Below are 16,898 nucleotides of genomic sequence, written 5' to 3' on the forward strand. Positions count from 1 at the left end.
AGCGTAAGCGTAGTTGGCTGACCCGAAGCTGAAGGGCTCTCAAGGCGCTGGCAGCGGCCCTAACGGTAGCCGCCGGCGACTCGTCATCGTCGAGTCGCCGACCAAGGCGCGCAAACTGGCCGGTTACCTGGGCCCCACGTACATCGTCGAGTCGTCCCGCGGACACATCCGCGACCTGCCCCGTGCCGCGGCCGACGTGCCCGCCAAGTACAAGTCCGAGCCGTGGGCCAGGCTGGGGGTCAACGTCGACCACGACTTCGAGCCGCTCTACATCATCAGCCCCGAGAAGAAGAGCACCGTCACCGAGCTGAGGGGCCTGCTCAAGGGCGTCGACGAGCTCTACCTGGCCACGGATGGCGACCGCGAGGGCGAGGCCATCGCCTGGCACCTGCTGGAGACCCTCAAGCCGAGCATCCCCGTCAAGCGGATGGTCTTCCACGAGATCACCGAGCCGGCGATCCTGGAGGCCGCCGAGAACCCCCGCGACCTCGACATCGACCTGGTCGACGCGCAGGAGACCCGCCGCATCCTGGACCGGCTGTACGGCTACGAGGTCAGCCCGGTGCTGTGGAAGAAGGTCGCACCCCGGCTGTCCGCGGGCCGGGTCCAGTCGGTGGCCACCCGGATCATCGTCCAGCGCGAACGCGACCGGATGGCGTTCCGTAGCGCCTCCTACTGGGACATCGTCGCCCAACTCGACGCCAGCATCTCCGATCCGCAGGCCGCCCCGCCCACCTTCACCGCCCGGCTGACCAGCGTCGACGGGCGCCGCGTGGCGACCGGCCGCGACTTCGACTCGCTGGGCCGGCTGCGCAAGGCCGACGAGGTGGTGATCCTCGACGAGGCGGGCGCGACCTCGCTGGCCACTTCCCTGCAGGGCGCGCAGCTGAGCGTGGCGTCGGTGGAGGAGAAGCCCTACACCCGTCGCCCGTACCCGCCGTTCATGACGTCGACGCTGCAGCAGGAGGCCGGCCGCAAGCTGCGGTTCTCCTCCGAGCGCACGATGAGCATCGCCCAGCGCCTGTATGAGAACGGCTACATCACTTATATGCGGACCGACTCGACCACGCTGTCGGAGTCGGCGATCAACGCCGCGCGCACCCAGGCGCGCCAGCTCTACGGCGCGGAGTACGTCTCCCCGTCGCCGCGGCAGTACACCCGCAAGGTGAAGAACGCCCAGGAGGCGCACGAGGCGATCCGGCCCGCCGGCGACACCTTCGCGACCCCGGACGCGGTGCGCCGCGAGCTGGCCGGCGACGACTTCCGGCTCTACGAGCTCATCTGGCAGCGCACGGTGGCCTCGCAGATGGCCGACGCGCGCGGGACCACGCTGAGCCTGCGGATCGGCGGCAGGTCGGGGGACAGGGAGGTCATGTTCTCCGCCAGCGGGCGCACCATCACGTTCGCCGGCTTCCTCAAGGCCTACGTCGAGACGGTGGACGAGCTGGTCGGCGGCGAGGCCGACGACGCCGAAAGCCGGCTGCCGCAGCTGACCGAGGGGCAGCGGCTGGCCGTCCTGGAACTCACCCCCGACGGCCACGCCACCAACCCGCCGGCGCGCTACACCGAGGCGTCGCTGGTGAAGGCGCTCGAGGAGCTGGGCATCGGCCGCCCGTCGACGTACTCGTCGATCATCAAGACCATTCAGGACCGCGGCTACGTGCACAAGAAGGGCAGCGCCCTGGTGCCGTCGTGGGTGGCGTTCGCCGTCACGGGGCTGCTCGAGCAGCACTTCGGCCGGCTGGTGGACTACGACTTCACCGCGGCCATGGAGGACGAGCTCGACGCGATCGCCTCGGGCCAGGAGCGGCGCACCGACTGGCTGAACAACTTCTACTTCGGCGGCGAGCACGGGGTGCCGGACTCGGTGGCCCGCTCCGGCGGGCTGAAGAAGCTCGTCGGCGTCAACCTCGAGGGCATCGACGCGCGAGAAGTGAACTCCATCAAGCTGTTTGACGACGCGCAGGGTCGCCCCGTCTACGTCCGCGTCGGCAAGAACGGGCCCTACCTGGAGCGGATGGTGGCCGGCGACCCCGACAATCCCGGCGGGGAGCTGACCCCGCAGCGGGCCAACCTCAGCGACTCGCTGACCCCCGATGAGCTCACGCTCGAGGTGGCCGAGGAGCTGTTCGCCACCCCGCAGGAGGGACGCAGCCTGGGCACCGATCCCGCGACCGGGCACGAGATCGTCGCCAAGGACGGCCGGTACGGGCCGTACGTGACCGAGGTGCTGCCGCCACCGCCGGAGGAGGACGAGGGCGGTGCGCCGGCAAAGAAGGGCAAGAAGCCCACCGGTCCCAAGCCGCGGACCGGCTCCCTGCTCCGCAGCATGGACCTGCAGACGGTGACGCTCGAGGACGCGCTGAAGCTGCTGTCGCTGCCGCGGGTGGTCGGCGTCGACCCGTCGACCGGCGAGGAGATCACCGCGCAGAACGGTCGCTACGGCCCATACTTAAAGCGCGGCAACGACTCTCGCTCGCTGGCGACCGAAGAGCAGATCTTCGAGATCTCGCTCGAGGAAGCGCTGAAGATCTACGCCGAACCCAAGCGTCGCGGCCGGCAAAGCGCCGCCGCGCCGCCGCTGCGCGAGCTGGGGAACGACCCGGCGTCGGGCAAGCCGATGGTGATCAAGGACGGCCGGTTCGGGCCCTACGTCACCGACGGCGAGACCAACGCGAGCCTGCGTAAGGGCGACGACGTCATGTCGATCACCGACGAGCGCGCGGCCGAGCTGCTGGCCGACCGGCGCGCCCGCGGCCCGGTGAAGCGGACCGCGCGCAAGACCGCCGCCCGCAAGGCGCCGGCCAAATCGGGGGCCAGGCGGGCCGCCAAGAAGAGCTAGCGGCGCGCCCGGCTGGGGACCCTGGGCGCCTCGCGTGCCCGGTGTGTTTCGGGCGCACGGTGTCCTTCGGATGCTTCGCGTGCCTGGGGTGCTTGGGCGGGCGCCGAGTCCGCCGCGGGTCTGGCCAGATGCACCGGCCGGGCCAGCTGGGTGGGGGCGGTGCGACCGCGTAGCTCGACGACCTCGCCGACGTCCCAGCACAGGGCCTCGGCGTCCAGCGCGCCGCTGACCGCGATCGCCGACGCCAGCACGTGGCCCGGCTCGAGTTTGGCCAGCTCCGTCAGGCGCGCGGCCTCGTTGACCGGGTCGCCGATCACCGTGTACTCGAAGCGCGCCTGGGCGCCGATGTGGCCTGCGATGGCCCGGCCGGCCGACACGCCGATCCCGAACTCCGCCGAGCCGATCACCGGCAGGATGGCGTCGTGCAGCTCACGGGCGGCGGCGAGCGCCCCCCCGGAGGCGTCCGGGTGCTCGATGGGCGCGCCGAAGATGGCCAGCGCGGCGTCGCCCTGGAACTTGTTGACGAAGCCGCCGTGCTTGCCGACGGTGTCCACGACGACCCGGAAGAACTCGTTGAGCAGATGGACCACTTCCGCGGGCGGGCGGGTCGCGGCCAGCTTGGTGGAGCCGACCAGGTCGACGAACAGGACGGCGACGTCGCGCTCCTGGCCACCCAGCTCGGTGCCCCGCTCCAGGGCGCGGCGGGCCACGTCCTCGCCCACGTAGCGGCCGAACAGGTCCCGCAGCCGCTGCCGCTCGGACAGGTCGCGCACCATGTCGTTGAACCCGGCCTGCAGCAGGCCGAGCTCGCTGGCGTCGTAGATCTGCATGTGGGCGTTGTAGTTTCCGCGCTGCACCTCGCTCAGCGCCCAGCGGAGCTGGCGCAGCGGGTCGGCGATCGACATGGCCACCAGCAGCGTGCTGACCCCGCCGATGCCCAGCGCCGCCGCGGCGAGCAACAGGATGGGGGTGAACAGCTTCTCGGGCGTGGCGTGCAGCAGCGAGGCCTTGTCGGCCACCACCGCCAGCACGATGGCCAGCACCGGCACGGCGGTGGACAGCATCCACGTCAGCATCTGGCGCAGGATGACGCCGGGCGCCTTGACGTTCTCCGGCACGCCGCTGCGCAGGGCGGCCACGGCCACCGGCCGCAGCACCCGCTCGGACTGCAGGTAGCCGATGATTGCCGTCGCCGCGGCACCGAGGCCGGTGGAGACGGCCACGACGGGGGCGGAGTACCGCGCCACCGACCAGCTGGCGATGATGAACACCACCCCGCCGATGCACCACGCGACCATGCTGGTCACCGTCCGGTAGAACGGCATCCGCAGCGCGCGGGTGCGGGCCAGTTCCGTCGCCGCCGGGTCCGCCTCGGCCAGCAGGTTGTCGCGGCGCTGCCACCGGAACACCGGCATCAGCAGTCTCAGGTTGACCAGCCATCCGGCGAGGAACAAGACGACCAGCGCGGTGCCGAAGATCGCCAGGTTCATCGCCGGCAGATCCTGCAGTTGCACCCGGTCCTGGGGAGGCAGCGCGTAGCGCAGGAAGCCCAGCACGAACAGGGCGCCGATGATGTCGGCCTGCAGCATGCTCAACGAGAAGAGCGGCCAGGGCGTGCGCACCACCCACCGGACGAATGCGCTGATCCGTCCGGGAAGTGCCGCCGCTGTTGCCATCAATCCACCGTATCGGTCGGCATGGCCTTGTCGGAAACTTACAACGGCATCGGCAAGTCGTTCCATACCGCCCAAACGGGGGCAAATGTAACGGGATTGTCGCGATCCGGTGGCCGGTCGGTATCTGTCGGTATGGACTACTAGTGTTGCCGGTGATGTCCGGTGTGTTTACGCGCCTGGTAGGCCAGGCGGCGGTCGAGGCCGAGCTGCTGGCCGCGGCCAGGGCGGCCCGCGGTGATTCGATTCACAGCGGCGCCCCGGACGGGACTATGACACACGCCTGGCTTATCACCGGTCCCCCCGGGTCCGGGCGCTCGGTCGCGGCGCTGTGCTTTGCGGCCGCGCTGCAGTGCACCGGGTCCGTCGAAGACGGGGCCCCGGGTTGCGGCCGCTGCCGGGCCTGCACGACGACCATGGCCGGCACCCACGCCGACGTCCGCCGGGTGATCCCCGAAGGCCTGTCCATCGGGGTCGACGAGATGCGCGCCATCGTGCAGATCGCGTCGAGGCGCCCGAGCACCGGGCACCGCCAGATCGTGGTGGTCGAGGACGCCGACCGCCTGACCGAGGGCGCGGCCAACGCCCTGCTGAAGGTCGTCGAGGAGCCGCCGCCGTCGACGGTGTTCCTGCTGTGCGCGCCGTCGGTGGATCCCGAGGACATCGCGGTGACCCTGCGCTCGCGGTGCCGGCACGTCGCGCTGGTGACGCCGCCGACGGAGGCGATCGCGCGGGTGCTGGTCGACCGCGACGGCCTGGCCCCGGACGTGGCCGAGTGGGCGCTGGCCACCGACCCCGAGGCCCGGCAGCGGCGCGAGCGCGCGCTGGGGTTGGTCCGCGACGCCGCCACCCCGTCTCGGGCCTACGCGGCCGCCGAGGAACTGGTGGCCGCCGCCGAGGCCGAGGCGGTGGTGCTGACCGCCGGCCGCGCCGAGGCCGAGACCGAGGAACTCAGGACGGCCCTGGGGGCCGGCGGCACCGGCAAGGGCACCGCGGGCGCGATGCGCGGTGCGGCGGGCGCGATCAAGGACCTGGAGCGGCGGCAGAAGTCCCGCCAGACGCGGGCGTCGCGCGACGCGCTGGACCGGGCGCTGATCGACCTGGCCACCTATTTCCGGGACGCGCTGGTGGTGTCGGCCGGCGCCGGGGTGCGCGCCAACCACCCCGACATGGCCGAGCGGGTGGCCGCCCTGGCGGCCCACGGCTCGCCCGATCGGCTGCTGCGCTGCATGGAGGCGGTGCTCGAGTGCCGCGACGCGCTGGCGATCAACGTCAAGCCCAAGTTCGCCGTCGATGCGATGGTCGCGACCATCGGGCAGGAACTTGGGTGACCCGGTCCGCCTGCCGTAGACTCGTGCCGCCGTGCCGCCTTAGCTCAGTCGGTAGAGCGATTCACTCGTAATGAATAGGTCGGGGGTTCGATTCCCCCAGGCGGCTCCAATTCCCTCCGCCGAGCGTGAAGCCAGCCGCACACTCGGCGGGCGCCGGACGGTCAAGCCGGCGCCAGCAGCCCTACCGGCCCCGACGCCAGGCACAACGACAGCGCAATCGTGTTGGCGCGGACGGTGATCGCGTCGCCGGCGCCCGGCAATCGGACGAAGACGCGGTTGAGGCCCGGCCGCACCGGCACCTTGACCTCGGGCCCCTGAGTCAGCGACAACGTCATCGACCCGTCGCTGTTGGCCAGGTAGTTCAGTTCGACGGTCCAGTCGGCGGGCAGCAGCGGACCGTCGAGGATCAACCGCGCCGGGTGGTCGGGCTGCGCGAAGTACCCGCAGCGCGGCATCGGACCGGGCACGATGGTGCGGAGCCACGTCACCCGCGCGGGGATCAACCGCCCCGAGCTGTCGAACATCCGCAATTGCGTTGTCGCCGAGGCGAATTCGGGACGGTCGCGGAGCAGGCCGAACATGTGGCTGGCCAGGTTCTCCGGCGCGGCCACCCGCTGCAACACCAGCGGGTCCACCTCCTGGTCCAGCAGCGGGGCGCTCGACGCCGCGCGCGCGGCGGCCAGAGCGGCCCGGGCGTTGTGCAGGTAGGCCCGGGCGGGGTCGTCGCGCCAACTGGTCAGGAAGGTCGCCGTCGAGTACAGGCTGCTGGCCACGAACAGCGCCGCCAGGGCGAGCGTCGTCGCGCCGCGCTTCGGCGAGGCCGACAGCCACCGCGGGCCGGCCGGGCGGTTCGGGGCGCTCAACGCGACGGCGGCCAATAGCGCCAGCACGATGGCCAGGTCGGGCAGATACCGCAGGGTCTGGGCGAGTTCCAGCGCGGTCTGCTTCGACGAGCGCATGAGGTAGATCGGCACCTGGCAGGCGACGGCGTAACCGGCCGCGGTCAGCCACACCGCACCGATGCGTTCCTTGCGCGCCAACGACACCGCCAGCGCACCGGCGAGCACCAGCCAGCCGAGCGCCATCACCGCGGGCGGGGGCGTGGCCCACGGCGACGCCGGAGCCCAGCGGTCCCAGTGCCACGGCCCGCCGGCCAGAGCCGGCACGATGCCGTGCGTGATCGATCGCCAGAGCAGGTCGCCGGTCATCGCCAGGTCGAAGCTCCACCGCCGCTGATTGACCACCGCTAGGTAGACCGCGACCCAGCCGAGGGTCAGCGCCAGCGCCGGAATCCACAGCCGCCTGCCGTCCCGCCACGCGGTCGCCACGGCGGCGCGATCCCCCCGCACGTGCCCCAGCAGGGCGGCCATCGCGAAGGCGACGAACGGAATCACCGCGGCCTTCTCGAAGAACAGCAGCCCCCCGAGGTACGCCAGCGTGCCGGTCACCGCGTAGCGCCGGTTCCCCGTGCGCAGCAGAAGTACCGCGTCGGCGCAGACCCAGGCCAGCGCCGCCAGCATCGGCAGCGAGTTCAGCGCCGCCGCCCACCACGCGAACCCCGGCACGGCAAGCGGGGTGAACAGCGCGAACGTCAGGGGAATCAGCATCACCGGCCGCCAGCCCAGGATGACGTGCAACGCGCGCAGCAGGGCCAGCGACGCTGGCAGCTGCAGCACCAGCAGGCTGATCGCGGGCCACGTCCAGTCCAGCGGCGCCAGCCGGATGATGGCGCCGGCGAGCAGGAAGGCGCCGGGCATCACGTGCCCGTCGTGATCGTCGAACAGGTACGACGGCGACAGCAGGGGGTGGGTGCCGGCCTTGCCGATGAGAATCAGGTCGTCCCAATAGAAGTAGCCGCCGAAGGCGAGCGCCGCGCGCACCCCCAGCTGCGCCGCGACGAGCAGGGCCGCGGCCACGGCTAGGTATGGTGGGCCGGTGCGCGCACTGGTAACCGGGGCAGCCGGATTCATCGGCTCGACGCTAGTCGACCGCCTGGTGGCCGACGGCCACACGGTGGTGGGCCTGGACAACTTCGCCACCGGGCGCGCGACCAACCTCGAGCACCTGGCCGACGACCCGTCGCTCGTCTTCGTCGAGGCCGACATCGTCGATGCCGACCTGGGCGGAATCCTCGCCGAGCACCGGCCGGAGGTGGTGTTCCACCTCGCCGCGCAGATCGATGTCCGGCAGTCCGTGGCCGACCCCCAGTTCGACGCGTCGGTCAACGTCATCGGCACCGTGCGGCTGGCCGAGGCGGCCCGCCGCGCCCAGGTCCGCAAGGTCGTGCACACGTCGTCGGGCGGCTCGATCTACGGCACCCCGCCGCACTACCCGACCCCCGAAACCGTGCGGACCGACCCGGCGTCGCCGTATGCGGCGGGCAAGGTCGCGGGCGAGATCTACCTCAACACGTTCCGCCACCTCTACGGGCTGGACTGCTCGCACATCGCGCCCGCCAACGTCTACGGCCCGCGCCAGGACCCGCACGGTGAGGCCGGTGTGGTGGCGATCTTCGCGCAGGCGCTGCTGGCCGGTAAGCCGACGAAGGTGTTCGGCGACGGCACCAAGACGCGCGACTACGTCTTCGTCGACGACGTCGTCGACGCGTTCGTCAGGGCCGCGGGCGACGCCGGCGGCGGGATGCGGTTCAACATCGGCACGGGGGTCGAAACCTCGGACCGGCAGCTGCATTCGGCGGTCGCCGCGGCCGTCGGGGGCCCCGACGACCCCGAGTTCCATCCGGATCGCCTGGGCGACCTCAAACGTTCCTGCCTCGACATCCGTTTGGCCGCAAGGGTTTTGGGTTGGAACCCGCGAGTGCAGCTGGACGAGGGGATACGGCGCACCGTCGAGTACTTCCGGCACGCCCGGACGGGCTAGGGCCCCTCGGGCGCCAGCGCGGTCTCCAGCGCCACGGCCCGCGCGAGCCTCGCATAGCGCAGCTCCAGGTCCTTGAACCGCATGTAGGTGCTCAGCGTGGTGAAACTGAACGCCATGATCAGCGCGTAGAGCATCAGGTCGGTGCCGCGGCGCACGCCGAACCAGTGCGCGACCACGGTGGTGTCGTCGGGCCGCAGCACGGCATAGACGCCGGCCAGCACGAACACGATGTAGCCCACCTTCACCCAGGCCCGCGACCGCGCGTTCCGGCGGGAGCGCAGCAGATAGACGAGCAGGGCGACGATCGAGGCGATCAGCAGCACCTGGATCCAGTTCATCGGTGAATCCTTCCTCGCAGCAGCCCGTCGAAGATGATGTTGACGCCGTTGAGCAGTGGCTGGCCCTTGGACCTCGAGTATTCGGTGTAGAGCACCTCGACCGGGTATTCGGCCACCCGCCAATCGTTTTCGGCGATCAGCGCGATGAATTCGTTGGCGTGGCTCATGCCGCTCATGGTGATGTTGAGGCCGTCGGCGACCTTCTTGTTGAAGACCCGCAGGCCGTTGTTGGTGTCGGTCAGGCCGAGTCGGCGGCCGCGCGGGCTCAGGCGCGCGGCCGTCTGCAGCACGAGCCGCTTCACCAGCGGCGGGCGGCTGGTCTCCCCGCCGCCGAACCGGGTCCCGATGACGATGTCCACGTCGCCGGCGGCGAGCCGCTCGATCATCGCGGCCACGTCCTTGACGCGGTGCTGGCCGTCGGCGTCGAACGTGGCGAACACCCGCGCGCCGGGCTGCCTGCGCGCGTACTCGACCCCGGTCTGGATGGCCGCGCCCTGGCCGAGGTTGACCGGATGGCGCACCAGGTGCGCGCCGGCCCGCCGGGCGATCTCGCCGGTGCCGTCGGTGCTGCCGTCGTCCACGCAGACGACGTGGTCGAAGGCCGCCCGCAGGTCGGCGATCACCTCGCCGATGACGGAGGCTTCGTTGTAGGCGGGAATGACGATCCAGACCCCGCGGTGATCAATGTCTGTGGCCATTTAGCCCACCAGGTTAGTCAGGATCGGCCGGATAGGCGCCCGGCGCGCGACAGCGCCAGCAGATGGACGCCGATACCCACCAGGGGACCGCACAGCAGCGCGATGACGGTGCGCGTCTGCAGCGGCAGCGGCAACGCCAGCAACAGGCCCGAGGCGACGGTGGCGCCCACCCACCCCAGCGAGTACGCGCGGTGCAGCGCGGCGGCGACGGCGGCGGCGCCGGTCAGGGTCAGCATCGCGATCGCCAGCGCGGCCGCCGTCAGCCACGCCAGCAGGGCGCCGCCGGCCTGGTACTGCGGCCCGAACGCCACCCGCAGCAGCCACGGGCCCACCAGGCCGGCCGCCAGCACGCCGATCGCGCCGATGCCGGCGATGATTCCCGCGGGCGCCAGCAGCGCCCGGACCCGGTCGCCGCGCGCGTCGACGAAGTGGGCGATGAGGTTGCCCTGCATGGCCGTCAGCGGCACCAGCAGCGGCGCGCGGGTCAGGGTGACGGCCAGGATGACGACGCCGCCCTCGGCGCCCAGTTGCGCGCTGGTCAGCTTCAGCAGCACCGGAAAGCCCATCACCAGGATCGCGCTGGCGCCGGCGGCGGTGACCGAGTGGGCGGCGCCGCGCAGGAACGTCGCGGGTCCGCCGGGTGTCGGCAGGCGGGCGGTGGCCCGCGCGGCGGGCGAGGCCACCAGCATGATCAGCCAGGCCGCCGCCCCGCCGACCGTGGCCCACAGGAATCCGACCAGGCCCCAGCCGAGGACGAACGTCGCCGCCGCGACCGCCACCCGGGTCACCGCGTCGGTCACCATCAACCCGCCGTACCTCGACCACTGGTCGGTGCCGGCCAGCATGCCCAGCAGGGTGGCGTGCAGGCAGAAGCCGGCCAGCCCGACGCTGAGCAGCGCCACCGACAACCAGCGCGACTCGACGAACACCCGGCCGCTCCACAGCGGCGAGCTGCCGCCGATCGCGACCGCGGCCGCCACGCCGATCAGCGCGGCCACCCGCATGGGCTGGGTGCGTCCCGTGGCCGCCACGTCGGTGACATACCGCGTCGAGCGGACCTCCCGGGTGGTTTCCTGCAACAGGCCGTTGGCGGCGCCGGTGACCAGACCGAAAGCGCCCCAGAAAACCCCGAAGATGGAAAAGCCGCTCGGGGCCAGGTCCCGGGCCGCCAGGTAGATCACCGCGTAGCCGCACAGGGCGGTCAACGCGGTCGCGGCGCCGACCCGGGCCATGCTGCCGCGGGCGACCGGCCCCCTGGAGGCTCCGACCTCGGTCACCCGGACGGCGCTTCCGTCCGACTGCCCCGGTGCACCGCCAGCGTCGTCACATTTGAAAATAGTAGGTGCGTCGGCTCCGAGGCCCCGCGCACGCGGGTCGGTTCGCTATCGTCGGCGGCTGTCGGGGAAGGATCCATGGCTGCGTTTCGCACCTTCGGGGTGTCGCTGATCGTCACCGCCGGCGCCCTCGCCGCCGGGTACGCCCTGGGCGGCGTCAAGGACCTCTTCCTGTTGGTGGTCCTGGCCGTGCTCGAGGTTTCGCTGTCGTTCGACAACGCCATCATCAATGCCGCGGTGCTGCAGCGGATGAGCCCGTTCTGGCGGCAGATGTTCCTGACCGTGGGGATCCTCGTCGCGGTATTCGGGATGCGGTTGCTGTTCCCGTTGGTCATCGTGTGGGTGACCGCGGGGCTGGCCCCGCTGCGCGCGATGGATTTGGCGCTGCACCCGCCGCCGAACGGCGCCGCCGAATTCCCGGACGGGTCGCCCAGCTACGAGAAGCTGCTCGTGGCCGCGCACCCGCAGATCGCTGCGTTCGGCGGGGTCTTCCTGCTGATGCTGTTCCTCGACTTCGTCTTCTACGACCGAGACATCAAGTGGCTCAAGTGGATCGAGATCCCGTTCGCGCGCATCGGCCGGCTGGGTCACGTGTCGGTGGCCGTGGTCGGCGTGGTGCTCATGGTGGTCGCGACGCGGCTGACGCATTCCACCGAGGAGCGCGCGACGGTGCTCACCGCCGGCCTGCTGGGGCTGGTCACCTACCTTGTGGTCAACGGGTTGAGCCGCGCGTTTCGGCCGTCGGACGTCGCTCAGGCGTCGGGGAACGGGGCGGGCCAGGCCGTCGGCAAGGCCGGGCTGATGCTGTTCCTCTATCTCGAGGTGCTCGACGCCGCCTTCTCCTTCGACGGGGTCACCGGCGCCTTCGCGATCACCTCGGACCCGATCCTCATCGCGCTCGGCCTCGGGCTCATCGGCTCGATGTTCGTCCGGTCGATCACGATCTACCTGGTGCAGCAGGAGGCGCTGGACCGGTACGTGTACCTGGAGCACGGGGCGCACTGGGCGATCGGCGTGCTGGCGGTGATCATGCTGGTTTCCATCGAACCGCGTTACCAGGTCCCCGAGGCCGTCACTGCGTCCGTCGGGGTGGTTTTCATCGCGGCGGCGCTGGGCTGGAGCGTGCTGCGCAACCGGCGCGCCGCGGCCGCCGCTAGTGCGCCCCGGCCTTGAACCGGTCCACCGAGCGCTGAATCTCGGCTTCGGCGTCCGCCCTGCCTACCCAGTCGGCCGCCTTGACGAACTTGCCGGGCTCGAGGTCCTTGTAGTGCACGAAGAAGTGCTTGATCGCTTCCAGTTCGTACTCCGGAACGTCGCCGATGTCCTGGATGTGGTCCCAGCGATGGTCGCCGGCCGGTACGCACAGCACCTTGTCGTCGCCGCCCTTCTCGTCGGTCATCCGGAACATGCCCACCGGGCGCGCTTCCACGATGACGCCGGGGAACACCGACTGCGGCAGCAGGACCATCGCGTCCAGCGGGTCGCCGTCCTCACCGAGGGTGTCCTCGATGAACCCGTAGTCAGTGGGGTAGGCCATCGCGGTGTACAGGTAGCGGTCCAGGCGCAGGCGCCCGGTCTCGTGATCGACCTCGTACTTGTTCCGCTGGCCTTTCGGGATCTCGATGGTCACGTCGAATTCCACCGCGTCGGCTCCTTTTCGGGTTAGCTAGGTCAACTTTGCTCTGTTACACCCTAGTCAAGCGCATCGTGGATCCTTCGGCAGAATGGGGTTCAAACATTCAGGAGAGTGATGGGTCCTACTCGCCGGCGGAAATCCACCCAGGTGTTCATCGGGTTGGCCGTTCTGGCGTTCGTGGCTGCGGTGGTGGCGGCGGCGGTGTTCTTCACCACCGGTGGCCATAACTCCGGTGGTGCCCGGGCGCCGATACCGCCGCCGCACGCGCCGACGCTCAAGCCGGGAGTCGTGCCGGTCAGCGACACCGCCGAAATGGCTAGCCCCGGTGGCGTGGCGGCCGCGCTGGCGGCCGTGGCGGCCGATCCCAACCTGGGCCGGCTGGGCGGTCGCGTGACCGACGCGATGACCGGCAAAGAGCTGTGGCAGGTCGCGGACGACCTGCCACAGATCCCGGCGTCGACCAACAAGGTGCTGACCGCCGCCGCGGCCCTGTTGACCCTCGACCACCAGGCCCGGATCAGCACGCGGGTGGTGGCCGGCAGCCAGAACGCCCAGGGCCCGGTCGTGCTGGTCGGCGCGGGCGACCCGGCGTTGTCGGCGGCGCCGCCGGGCGTGGACACCTGGTACAAGGGTTCGGCGCGGATCAGCGACCTCGTCGAACAGGTCCGCCGCAGCGGTATGACGCCGACCGCCGTGCAGGTGGACACGTCCGCGTTCAGCGGTCCCACGATGGCCCAGGGCTGGGATCCGGCCGACGTCGACAACGGTGACATCGCGCCGATCGAGTCGGTGATGATCGACGCCGGGCGCATCCAGCCGTCCACGGTCAACTCGCGGCGGTCCCGTACGCCGGCGCTGGACGCCGGACGGGAGCTGGCCAAGGCGCTGGGGCTCGATCCCGGCGCGGTGACCATCGCCAAGGCGCCGTCGGGCGCGCGGCAGCTGGCGGTCGTGCAGTCGGCGCCGCTGGTGCAGCGGCTGGGCGAGATGATGGACCACTCCGACAACGTGATGGCCGAGTGCATCGCCCGCGAGGTGGCGGCGGCGATCAACCGGCCGCAGAGCTTCGCCGGCGCGGCCGACGCGGTCGCCAACCGGTTGTCCACCGCACACGTCGACCTCACCGGCGCCGCGCTGCTGGACTCCAGTGGGCTCTCGGTGGACGACCGCCTGACCGCCAAGACGCTCGACGGCGTGGTGCAGGCGGCCGCGGGCCCGGACCAGCCGGCGCTGCGGGCGCTGCTCGACCTGCTGCCGATCGCCGGCGGCAGCGGCACCCTGGCCGACCGCTTCCTCGATGCGGCCACCAATCAGGGCCCGGCGGGCTGGTTGCGCGCCAAGACGGGCTCGCTGACCGCCACGAACGCCCTGGCGGGTGTGCTCACCGACCGCAGCGGCCGGGTGCTCACCTTCGCGTTCCTGTCCAACGACGCCGGTCCGAACGGCCGCAACGCCATGGACGCCCTGGCCACCAGGCTGTGGTCATGCGGGTGCGCATGACGCCGCCGTCGGAGTTGACCCTGGGGACCGCCGTCGACTGGCGCTTCGCCGCCACCGTAGGCCAGCGGCTGGCCCGCCCCGGACCGCCGTCCAGCGACTACACCCGCCGCCAGGCGATCGACGAGCTGACGGCCGCGTCCGCCCAGGCCGAACCCCCGGTGCGCGACGTCACCGGGCTGGTCACCGAGGGTGCGGTGCCCGCGGCCCGCATCGTCGATCGCCCGGAGTGGATCGGCGCGGCGGCCGAGTCGATGCGGCTGATGATGAACGGAAGTGAAAAGCCCAAGGGGTACCTGACCGGCCGCCTGACCGGAGCGCAGACGGGAGCCGTGCTGGCCTTCGTGTCCTCGGGCATCCTCGGCCAGTACGACCCCTTCGCCGCCGCGAGGGAGGGCTGCCTGCTGCTGGTCTATCCCAACGTGATCGCCGTCGAGCGCCAGCTCCGGGTGGACCCGTCCGACTTCCGGTTGTGGGTGTGCCTGCACGAGGTGACGCACCGGGTGCAGTTCACCGCCAACCGGTGGCTGACCGGCTACATGTCGGAGGCGCTGGGGCTGCTGACCCGTGACGCGGGGGAGGACGTCGGCAAGGTCGCGACCCGGCTCGCGGAGTACGTCCGCAGCCGCGGCGCCCAGCCGCCCGCGGAGGACGGCAGCTCGTCGGGAATCCTGGGCCTGGTGCGCGCGGTGCAGTCCGAGCCGCAGCGCCACGCCCTGGACCGGCTGCTGGTGCTCGGCACGCTGCTCGAGGGCCACGCCGACCACGTCATGGACGCGGTCGGGCCCAGGGTGGTGCCGTCGGTGGCCACCATCCGCCGGCGGTTCGACGAGCGTCGTCACCGCAAGCAACCCCCGCTGCAGCGGCTGCTGCGCGCCCTGCTGGGGCTGGACGCCAAGCTGAGCCAGTACACCCGCGGCAAGGCGTTCGTCGACCACGTCGTCGGCCGGGTCGGGATGCAGCGGTTCAACACTGTCTGGTCGGGTCCCGAGACGCTGCCGCTGCCCGCCGAGATCGAAGAACCCCAGCGATGGATCGACAGGGTGCTGTAGGGCAGCTGCGCAAAGCTGTCGAGTCGTTCGCCACGACCCACGTCCCCTCCGCCGAACGGTGGTGCGTGGCGCTGTCCGGCGGCCCGGATTCGCTGGCGCTCACCGCGGTCGCGGCCGGGCTGCGGCCCACCACCGCGCTGATCGTGGACCACGGCCTGCAGCCCGATTCGTCCGCGGTCGCCGAAACCGCACGGGGCCAAGCGATTTCCCTGGGCTGCGTCGACGCTCGGGTGGTTTGCGTGCGGGTGGGCAATGAGGGCGGCCCCGAGGCGGCGGCGCGCGCCGCCCGCTATGCCGCCCTGGGCGCCTACCGCGACGGCCCGGTGCTGCTGGGCCATACGCTCGACGACCAGGCCGAGACCGTGTTGCTGGGTCTGGGCCGCGGGTCCGGGGTGCGTTCGATCGCCGGGATGCGGCCGCACGATTCGCCGTGGTGCCGGCCGCTGTTGGGCGTGCGACGCGCCGTCACCCACGCCGCCTGCCAGGAACTCGGGCTGACCGCGTGGTCCGACCCGCACAATTCCGACCGCCGTTTCACCCGGGCGCGGCTGCGCCTGGAGGTGCTGCCGCTGCTGGAGGACGTCCTGGGCGGCGGGGTGGCCGAGGCGCTGGCCCGCACCGCGACCGCGCTGCGCGAGGACACCGAGCTGATCGACGCGCTGGCCGCGCGGGCGCTGCCCGGGATCAGGGTCGACTCGGGGCTGCAAGCCGACGCGCTGGCGGCGCTGGCAGGCCCGGTTCGTCGCCGCGTGATTCGCGGCTGGCTGCTGGCCGGTGGCGCGACGGGCCTGACCGACAAGCAGATCCGCGGCGTCGACGCGCTGGTGACCGCGTGGCGTGGGCAGGGCGGGGTGGCGGTCGGGTCGCCGTTGCGCGCCGAGCGGTTGATCGCGGGCCGGCGCGACGGCGTCCTCACGCTGTGGCGGGAGCCGGTTCGCGGTGCGGGCGGATAGCGTCAATTTCGGGGCTGCCGTTGGTTCTTCGCCCGTCGGCGTGGCACGCTGTGGGCGTGGCCCAGATCCCGTCGGCGACCGGTTCCGCTAGAGCCGTGGAGCTGTACCCGGGTGACATCAAGTCGGTGCTGCTCACCGAGGAGCGGATCCAGGCCCGCATCGCCGAGCTGGGCGAGGAAATCGGCACCCACTACCACGACTCCGCGGTCGAGACCGGTCAGGACCTGCTGCTGATCACGGTGCTCAAGGGCGCCGTGATCTTCGTCACCGACCTGGCCCGCGCCATACCGCTGCCGACGCAGTTCGAGTTCATGGCCGTCAGCTCCTACGGCACGTCAACGTCGTCGTCCGGCGTCGTCCGGATCCTGAAGGACCTCGACCGCGACATCGAGGGACGCGACGTGCTGATCGTCGAGGACGTCGTCGACTCCGGCCTGACCTTGTCGTGGTTGCTGCGGAACCTGACCAGCCGGCACCCCCGCTCTTTGCGGGTATGCACGCTGCTGCGCAAGCCCGACGCGAGGGGCGCCAACGTCGACATCGCCTTCGTGGGCTTCGACATTCCCAACGACTTCGTCGTGGGCTACGGCCTGGACTACGACGAGCGCTACCGCGACCTGTCGTACATCGGCACCCTGGACCCCAGGGTCTATCAGCAGTAGCG

14 protein-coding genes and 1 tRNA gene are annotated in these 16,898 nt (G+C 71.3%); 9 read left to right on the top strand and 6 right to left on the bottom strand.

Features of this window, described 5'->3' with window-relative positions; genetic code table 11:
- The first annotated feature begins 13 nt into the window (after positions 1 to 13).
- Complete coding sequence (topA, locus tag BN971_RS11675; protein WP_085182349.1) at positions 14 to 2,842, top strand: type I DNA topoisomerase; 2,829 nt, start codon at positions 14 to 16, stop codon at positions 2,840 to 2,842.
- On the opposite strand, the gene BN971_RS11680 is transcribed toward topA, so the two are convergent.
- A complete protein-coding gene (locus BN971_RS11680) occupies positions 2,839 to 4,584 on the bottom strand; it encodes an adenylate/guanylate cyclase domain-containing protein (RefSeq protein ID WP_245836971.1) in 1,746 nt (581 codons plus the stop codon). The genes topA and BN971_RS11680 overlap by 4 nt on opposite strands.
- Positions 4,585 to 4,673: 89 nt before the next feature.
- Between BN971_RS11680 and BN971_RS11685 the strand changes: the two genes are divergently transcribed.
- Together BN971_RS11685 and BN971_RS11690 are read left to right on the top strand one after the other, a co-directional pair.
- Complete coding sequence (locus tag BN971_RS11685) at positions 4,674 to 5,846, top strand: DNA polymerase III subunit delta' (RefSeq protein WP_090350204.1); 1,173 nt, start codon at positions 4,674 to 4,676, stop codon at positions 5,844 to 5,846.
- Between the two features lie 33 nt (positions 5,847 to 5,879).
- Positions 5,880 to 5,955: transfer RNA gene (locus tag BN971_RS11690), tRNA-Thr, on the top strand.
- Between the two features lie 52 nt (positions 5,956 to 6,007).
- On the opposite strand, the gene BN971_RS11695 is transcribed toward BN971_RS11690, so the two are convergent.
- Positions 6,008 to 7,816, bottom strand: a complete 1,809-nt coding sequence (locus BN971_RS11695) for a hypothetical protein (RefSeq protein WP_090350117.1) — start codon at positions 7,814 to 7,816, stop codon at positions 6,008 to 6,010.
- Here BN971_RS11695 and BN971_RS11700 point away from each other — a divergent pair.
- The gene (locus BN971_RS11700; RefSeq protein ID WP_085182351.1) at positions 7,782 to 8,726 is read left to right on the top strand and encodes a GDP-mannose 4,6-dehydratase; all 945 of its coding nucleotides are present in this window, start codon (positions 7,782 to 7,784) and stop codon (positions 8,724 to 8,726) included. The two genes, BN971_RS11695 and BN971_RS11700, sit on opposite strands and share 35 nt — an antisense overlap.
- Here BN971_RS11700 and BN971_RS11705 read toward each other — a convergent pair.
- The 3 genes from BN971_RS11705 to BN971_RS11715 are packed head-to-tail and all read right to left on the bottom strand — an operon-like array spanning position 8,723 to position 10,994.
- A complete protein-coding gene (locus BN971_RS11705; RefSeq protein ID WP_085182352.1) occupies positions 8,723 to 9,064 on the bottom strand; it encodes a DUF2304 domain-containing protein in 342 nt (113 codons plus the stop codon). The genes BN971_RS11700 and BN971_RS11705 overlap by 4 nt on opposite strands.
- Entirely contained in the window at positions 9,061 to 9,762 is a 702-nt protein-coding gene (locus tag BN971_RS11710; RefSeq protein WP_085182353.1) for a glycosyltransferase family 2 protein, read from the bottom strand. The genes BN971_RS11705 and BN971_RS11710 overlap by 4 nt, the downstream gene beginning before the upstream one ends.
- A 17-nt stretch (positions 9,763 to 9,779) precedes the next feature.
- Entirely contained in the window at positions 9,780 to 10,994 is a 1,215-nt protein-coding gene (locus BN971_RS11715) for a hypothetical protein (RefSeq protein WP_245836983.1), read from the bottom strand.
- A gap of 180 nt (positions 10,995 to 11,174) precedes the next feature.
- On the opposite strand from BN971_RS11715, the gene BN971_RS11720 reads away from it, so the two are divergent.
- Positions 11,175 to 12,269, top strand: coding sequence for a DUF475 domain-containing protein (locus tag BN971_RS11720; protein ID WP_085182355.1), 1,095 nt, complete (start codon positions 11,175 to 11,177; stop codon positions 12,267 to 12,269).
- Here BN971_RS11720 and BN971_RS11725 read toward each other — a convergent pair.
- Positions 12,250 to 12,738, bottom strand: coding sequence for an inorganic diphosphatase (locus BN971_RS11725; RefSeq protein ID WP_085182356.1), 489 nt, complete (start codon positions 12,736 to 12,738; stop codon positions 12,250 to 12,252). The genes BN971_RS11720 and BN971_RS11725 overlap by 20 nt on opposite strands.
- Positions 12,739 to 12,846: 108 nt before the next feature.
- Between BN971_RS11725 and dacB the strand changes: the two genes are divergently transcribed.
- From dacB to hpt, 4 genes are read left to right on the top strand one after another with little or no spacing between them, the layout of a single operon-like run.
- Positions 12,847 to 14,232 (top strand): D-alanyl-D-alanine carboxypeptidase/D-alanyl-D-alanine endopeptidase, encoded by a 1,386-nt coding sequence (gene dacB, locus BN971_RS11730; protein WP_090350119.1) that lies wholly within the window; start codon positions 12,847 to 12,849, stop codon positions 14,230 to 14,232.
- Positions 14,229 to 15,281 (top strand): zinc-dependent metalloprotease, encoded by a 1,053-nt coding sequence (locus tag BN971_RS11735; RefSeq protein ID WP_085182369.1) that lies wholly within the window; start codon positions 14,229 to 14,231, stop codon positions 15,279 to 15,281. The genes dacB and BN971_RS11735 overlap by 4 nt, the downstream gene beginning before the upstream one ends.
- Positions 15,260 to 16,234 carry a tRNA lysidine(34) synthetase TilS gene (gene tilS / locus BN971_RS11740; RefSeq protein ID WP_085182358.1) on the top strand — a complete coding sequence of 325 codons (975 nt, stop codon included), beginning with the start codon at positions 15,260 to 15,262 and terminating at the stop codon, positions 16,232 to 16,234. The genes BN971_RS11735 and tilS overlap by 22 nt, the downstream gene beginning before the upstream one ends.
- Before the next feature lie 50 nt (positions 16,235 to 16,284).
- Complete coding sequence (gene hpt / locus BN971_RS11745) at positions 16,285 to 16,896, top strand: hypoxanthine phosphoribosyltransferase (protein ID WP_085182359.1); 612 nt, start codon at positions 16,285 to 16,287, stop codon at positions 16,894 to 16,896.
- Positions 16,897 to 16,898: the final 2 nt, after the last annotated feature.

Source organism: Mycobacterium bohemicum DSM 44277, assembly GCF_001053185.1.
GTDB classification, from domain to species: Bacteria; Actinomycetota; Actinomycetes; order Mycobacteriales; family Mycobacteriaceae; genus Mycobacterium; species Mycobacterium bohemicum.

Bases quoted from the DNA above. Each gene is read 5' to 3' on its own strand.
- BN971_RS11680 (WP_245836971.1), bottom strand. From the start codon at position 4,584: ATGGAACGACTTGCCGATGCCGTTGTAAGTTTCCGACAAGGCCATGCC.
- dacB (WP_090350119.1), top strand. From the start codon at position 12,847: ATGGGTCCTACTCGCCGGCGGAAATCCACCCAGGTGTTCATCGGGTTG.
- BN971_RS11695 (WP_090350117.1), bottom strand. From the start codon at position 7,816: ATGAATCCGGCTGCCCCGGTTACCAGTGCGCGCACCGGCCCACCATAC.
- BN971_RS11685 (WP_090350204.1), top strand. From the start codon at position 4,674: ATGTCCGGTGTGTTTACGCGCCTGGTAGGCCAGGCGGCGGTCGAGGCC.
- BN971_RS11720 (WP_085182355.1), top strand. From the start codon at position 11,175: ATGGCTGCGTTTCGCACCTTCGGGGTGTCGCTGATCGTCACCGCCGGC.
- BN971_RS11705 (WP_085182352.1), bottom strand. From the start codon at position 9,064: ATGAACTGGATCCAGGTGCTGCTGATCGCCTCGATCGTCGCCCTGCTC.
- BN971_RS11735 (WP_085182369.1), top strand. From the start codon at position 14,229: ATGACGCCGCCGTCGGAGTTGACCCTGGGGACCGCCGTCGACTGGCGC.
- tilS (WP_085182358.1), top strand. From the start codon at position 15,260: ATGGATCGACAGGGTGCTGTAGGGCAGCTGCGCAAAGCTGTCGAGTCG.
- BN971_RS11715 (WP_245836983.1), bottom strand. From the start codon at position 10,994: ATGGCCCGGGTCGGCGCCGCGACCGCGTTGACCGCCCTGTGCGGCTAC.
- BN971_RS11710 (WP_085182353.1), bottom strand. From the start codon at position 9,762: ATGGCCACAGACATTGATCACCGCGGGGTCTGGATCGTCATTCCCGCC.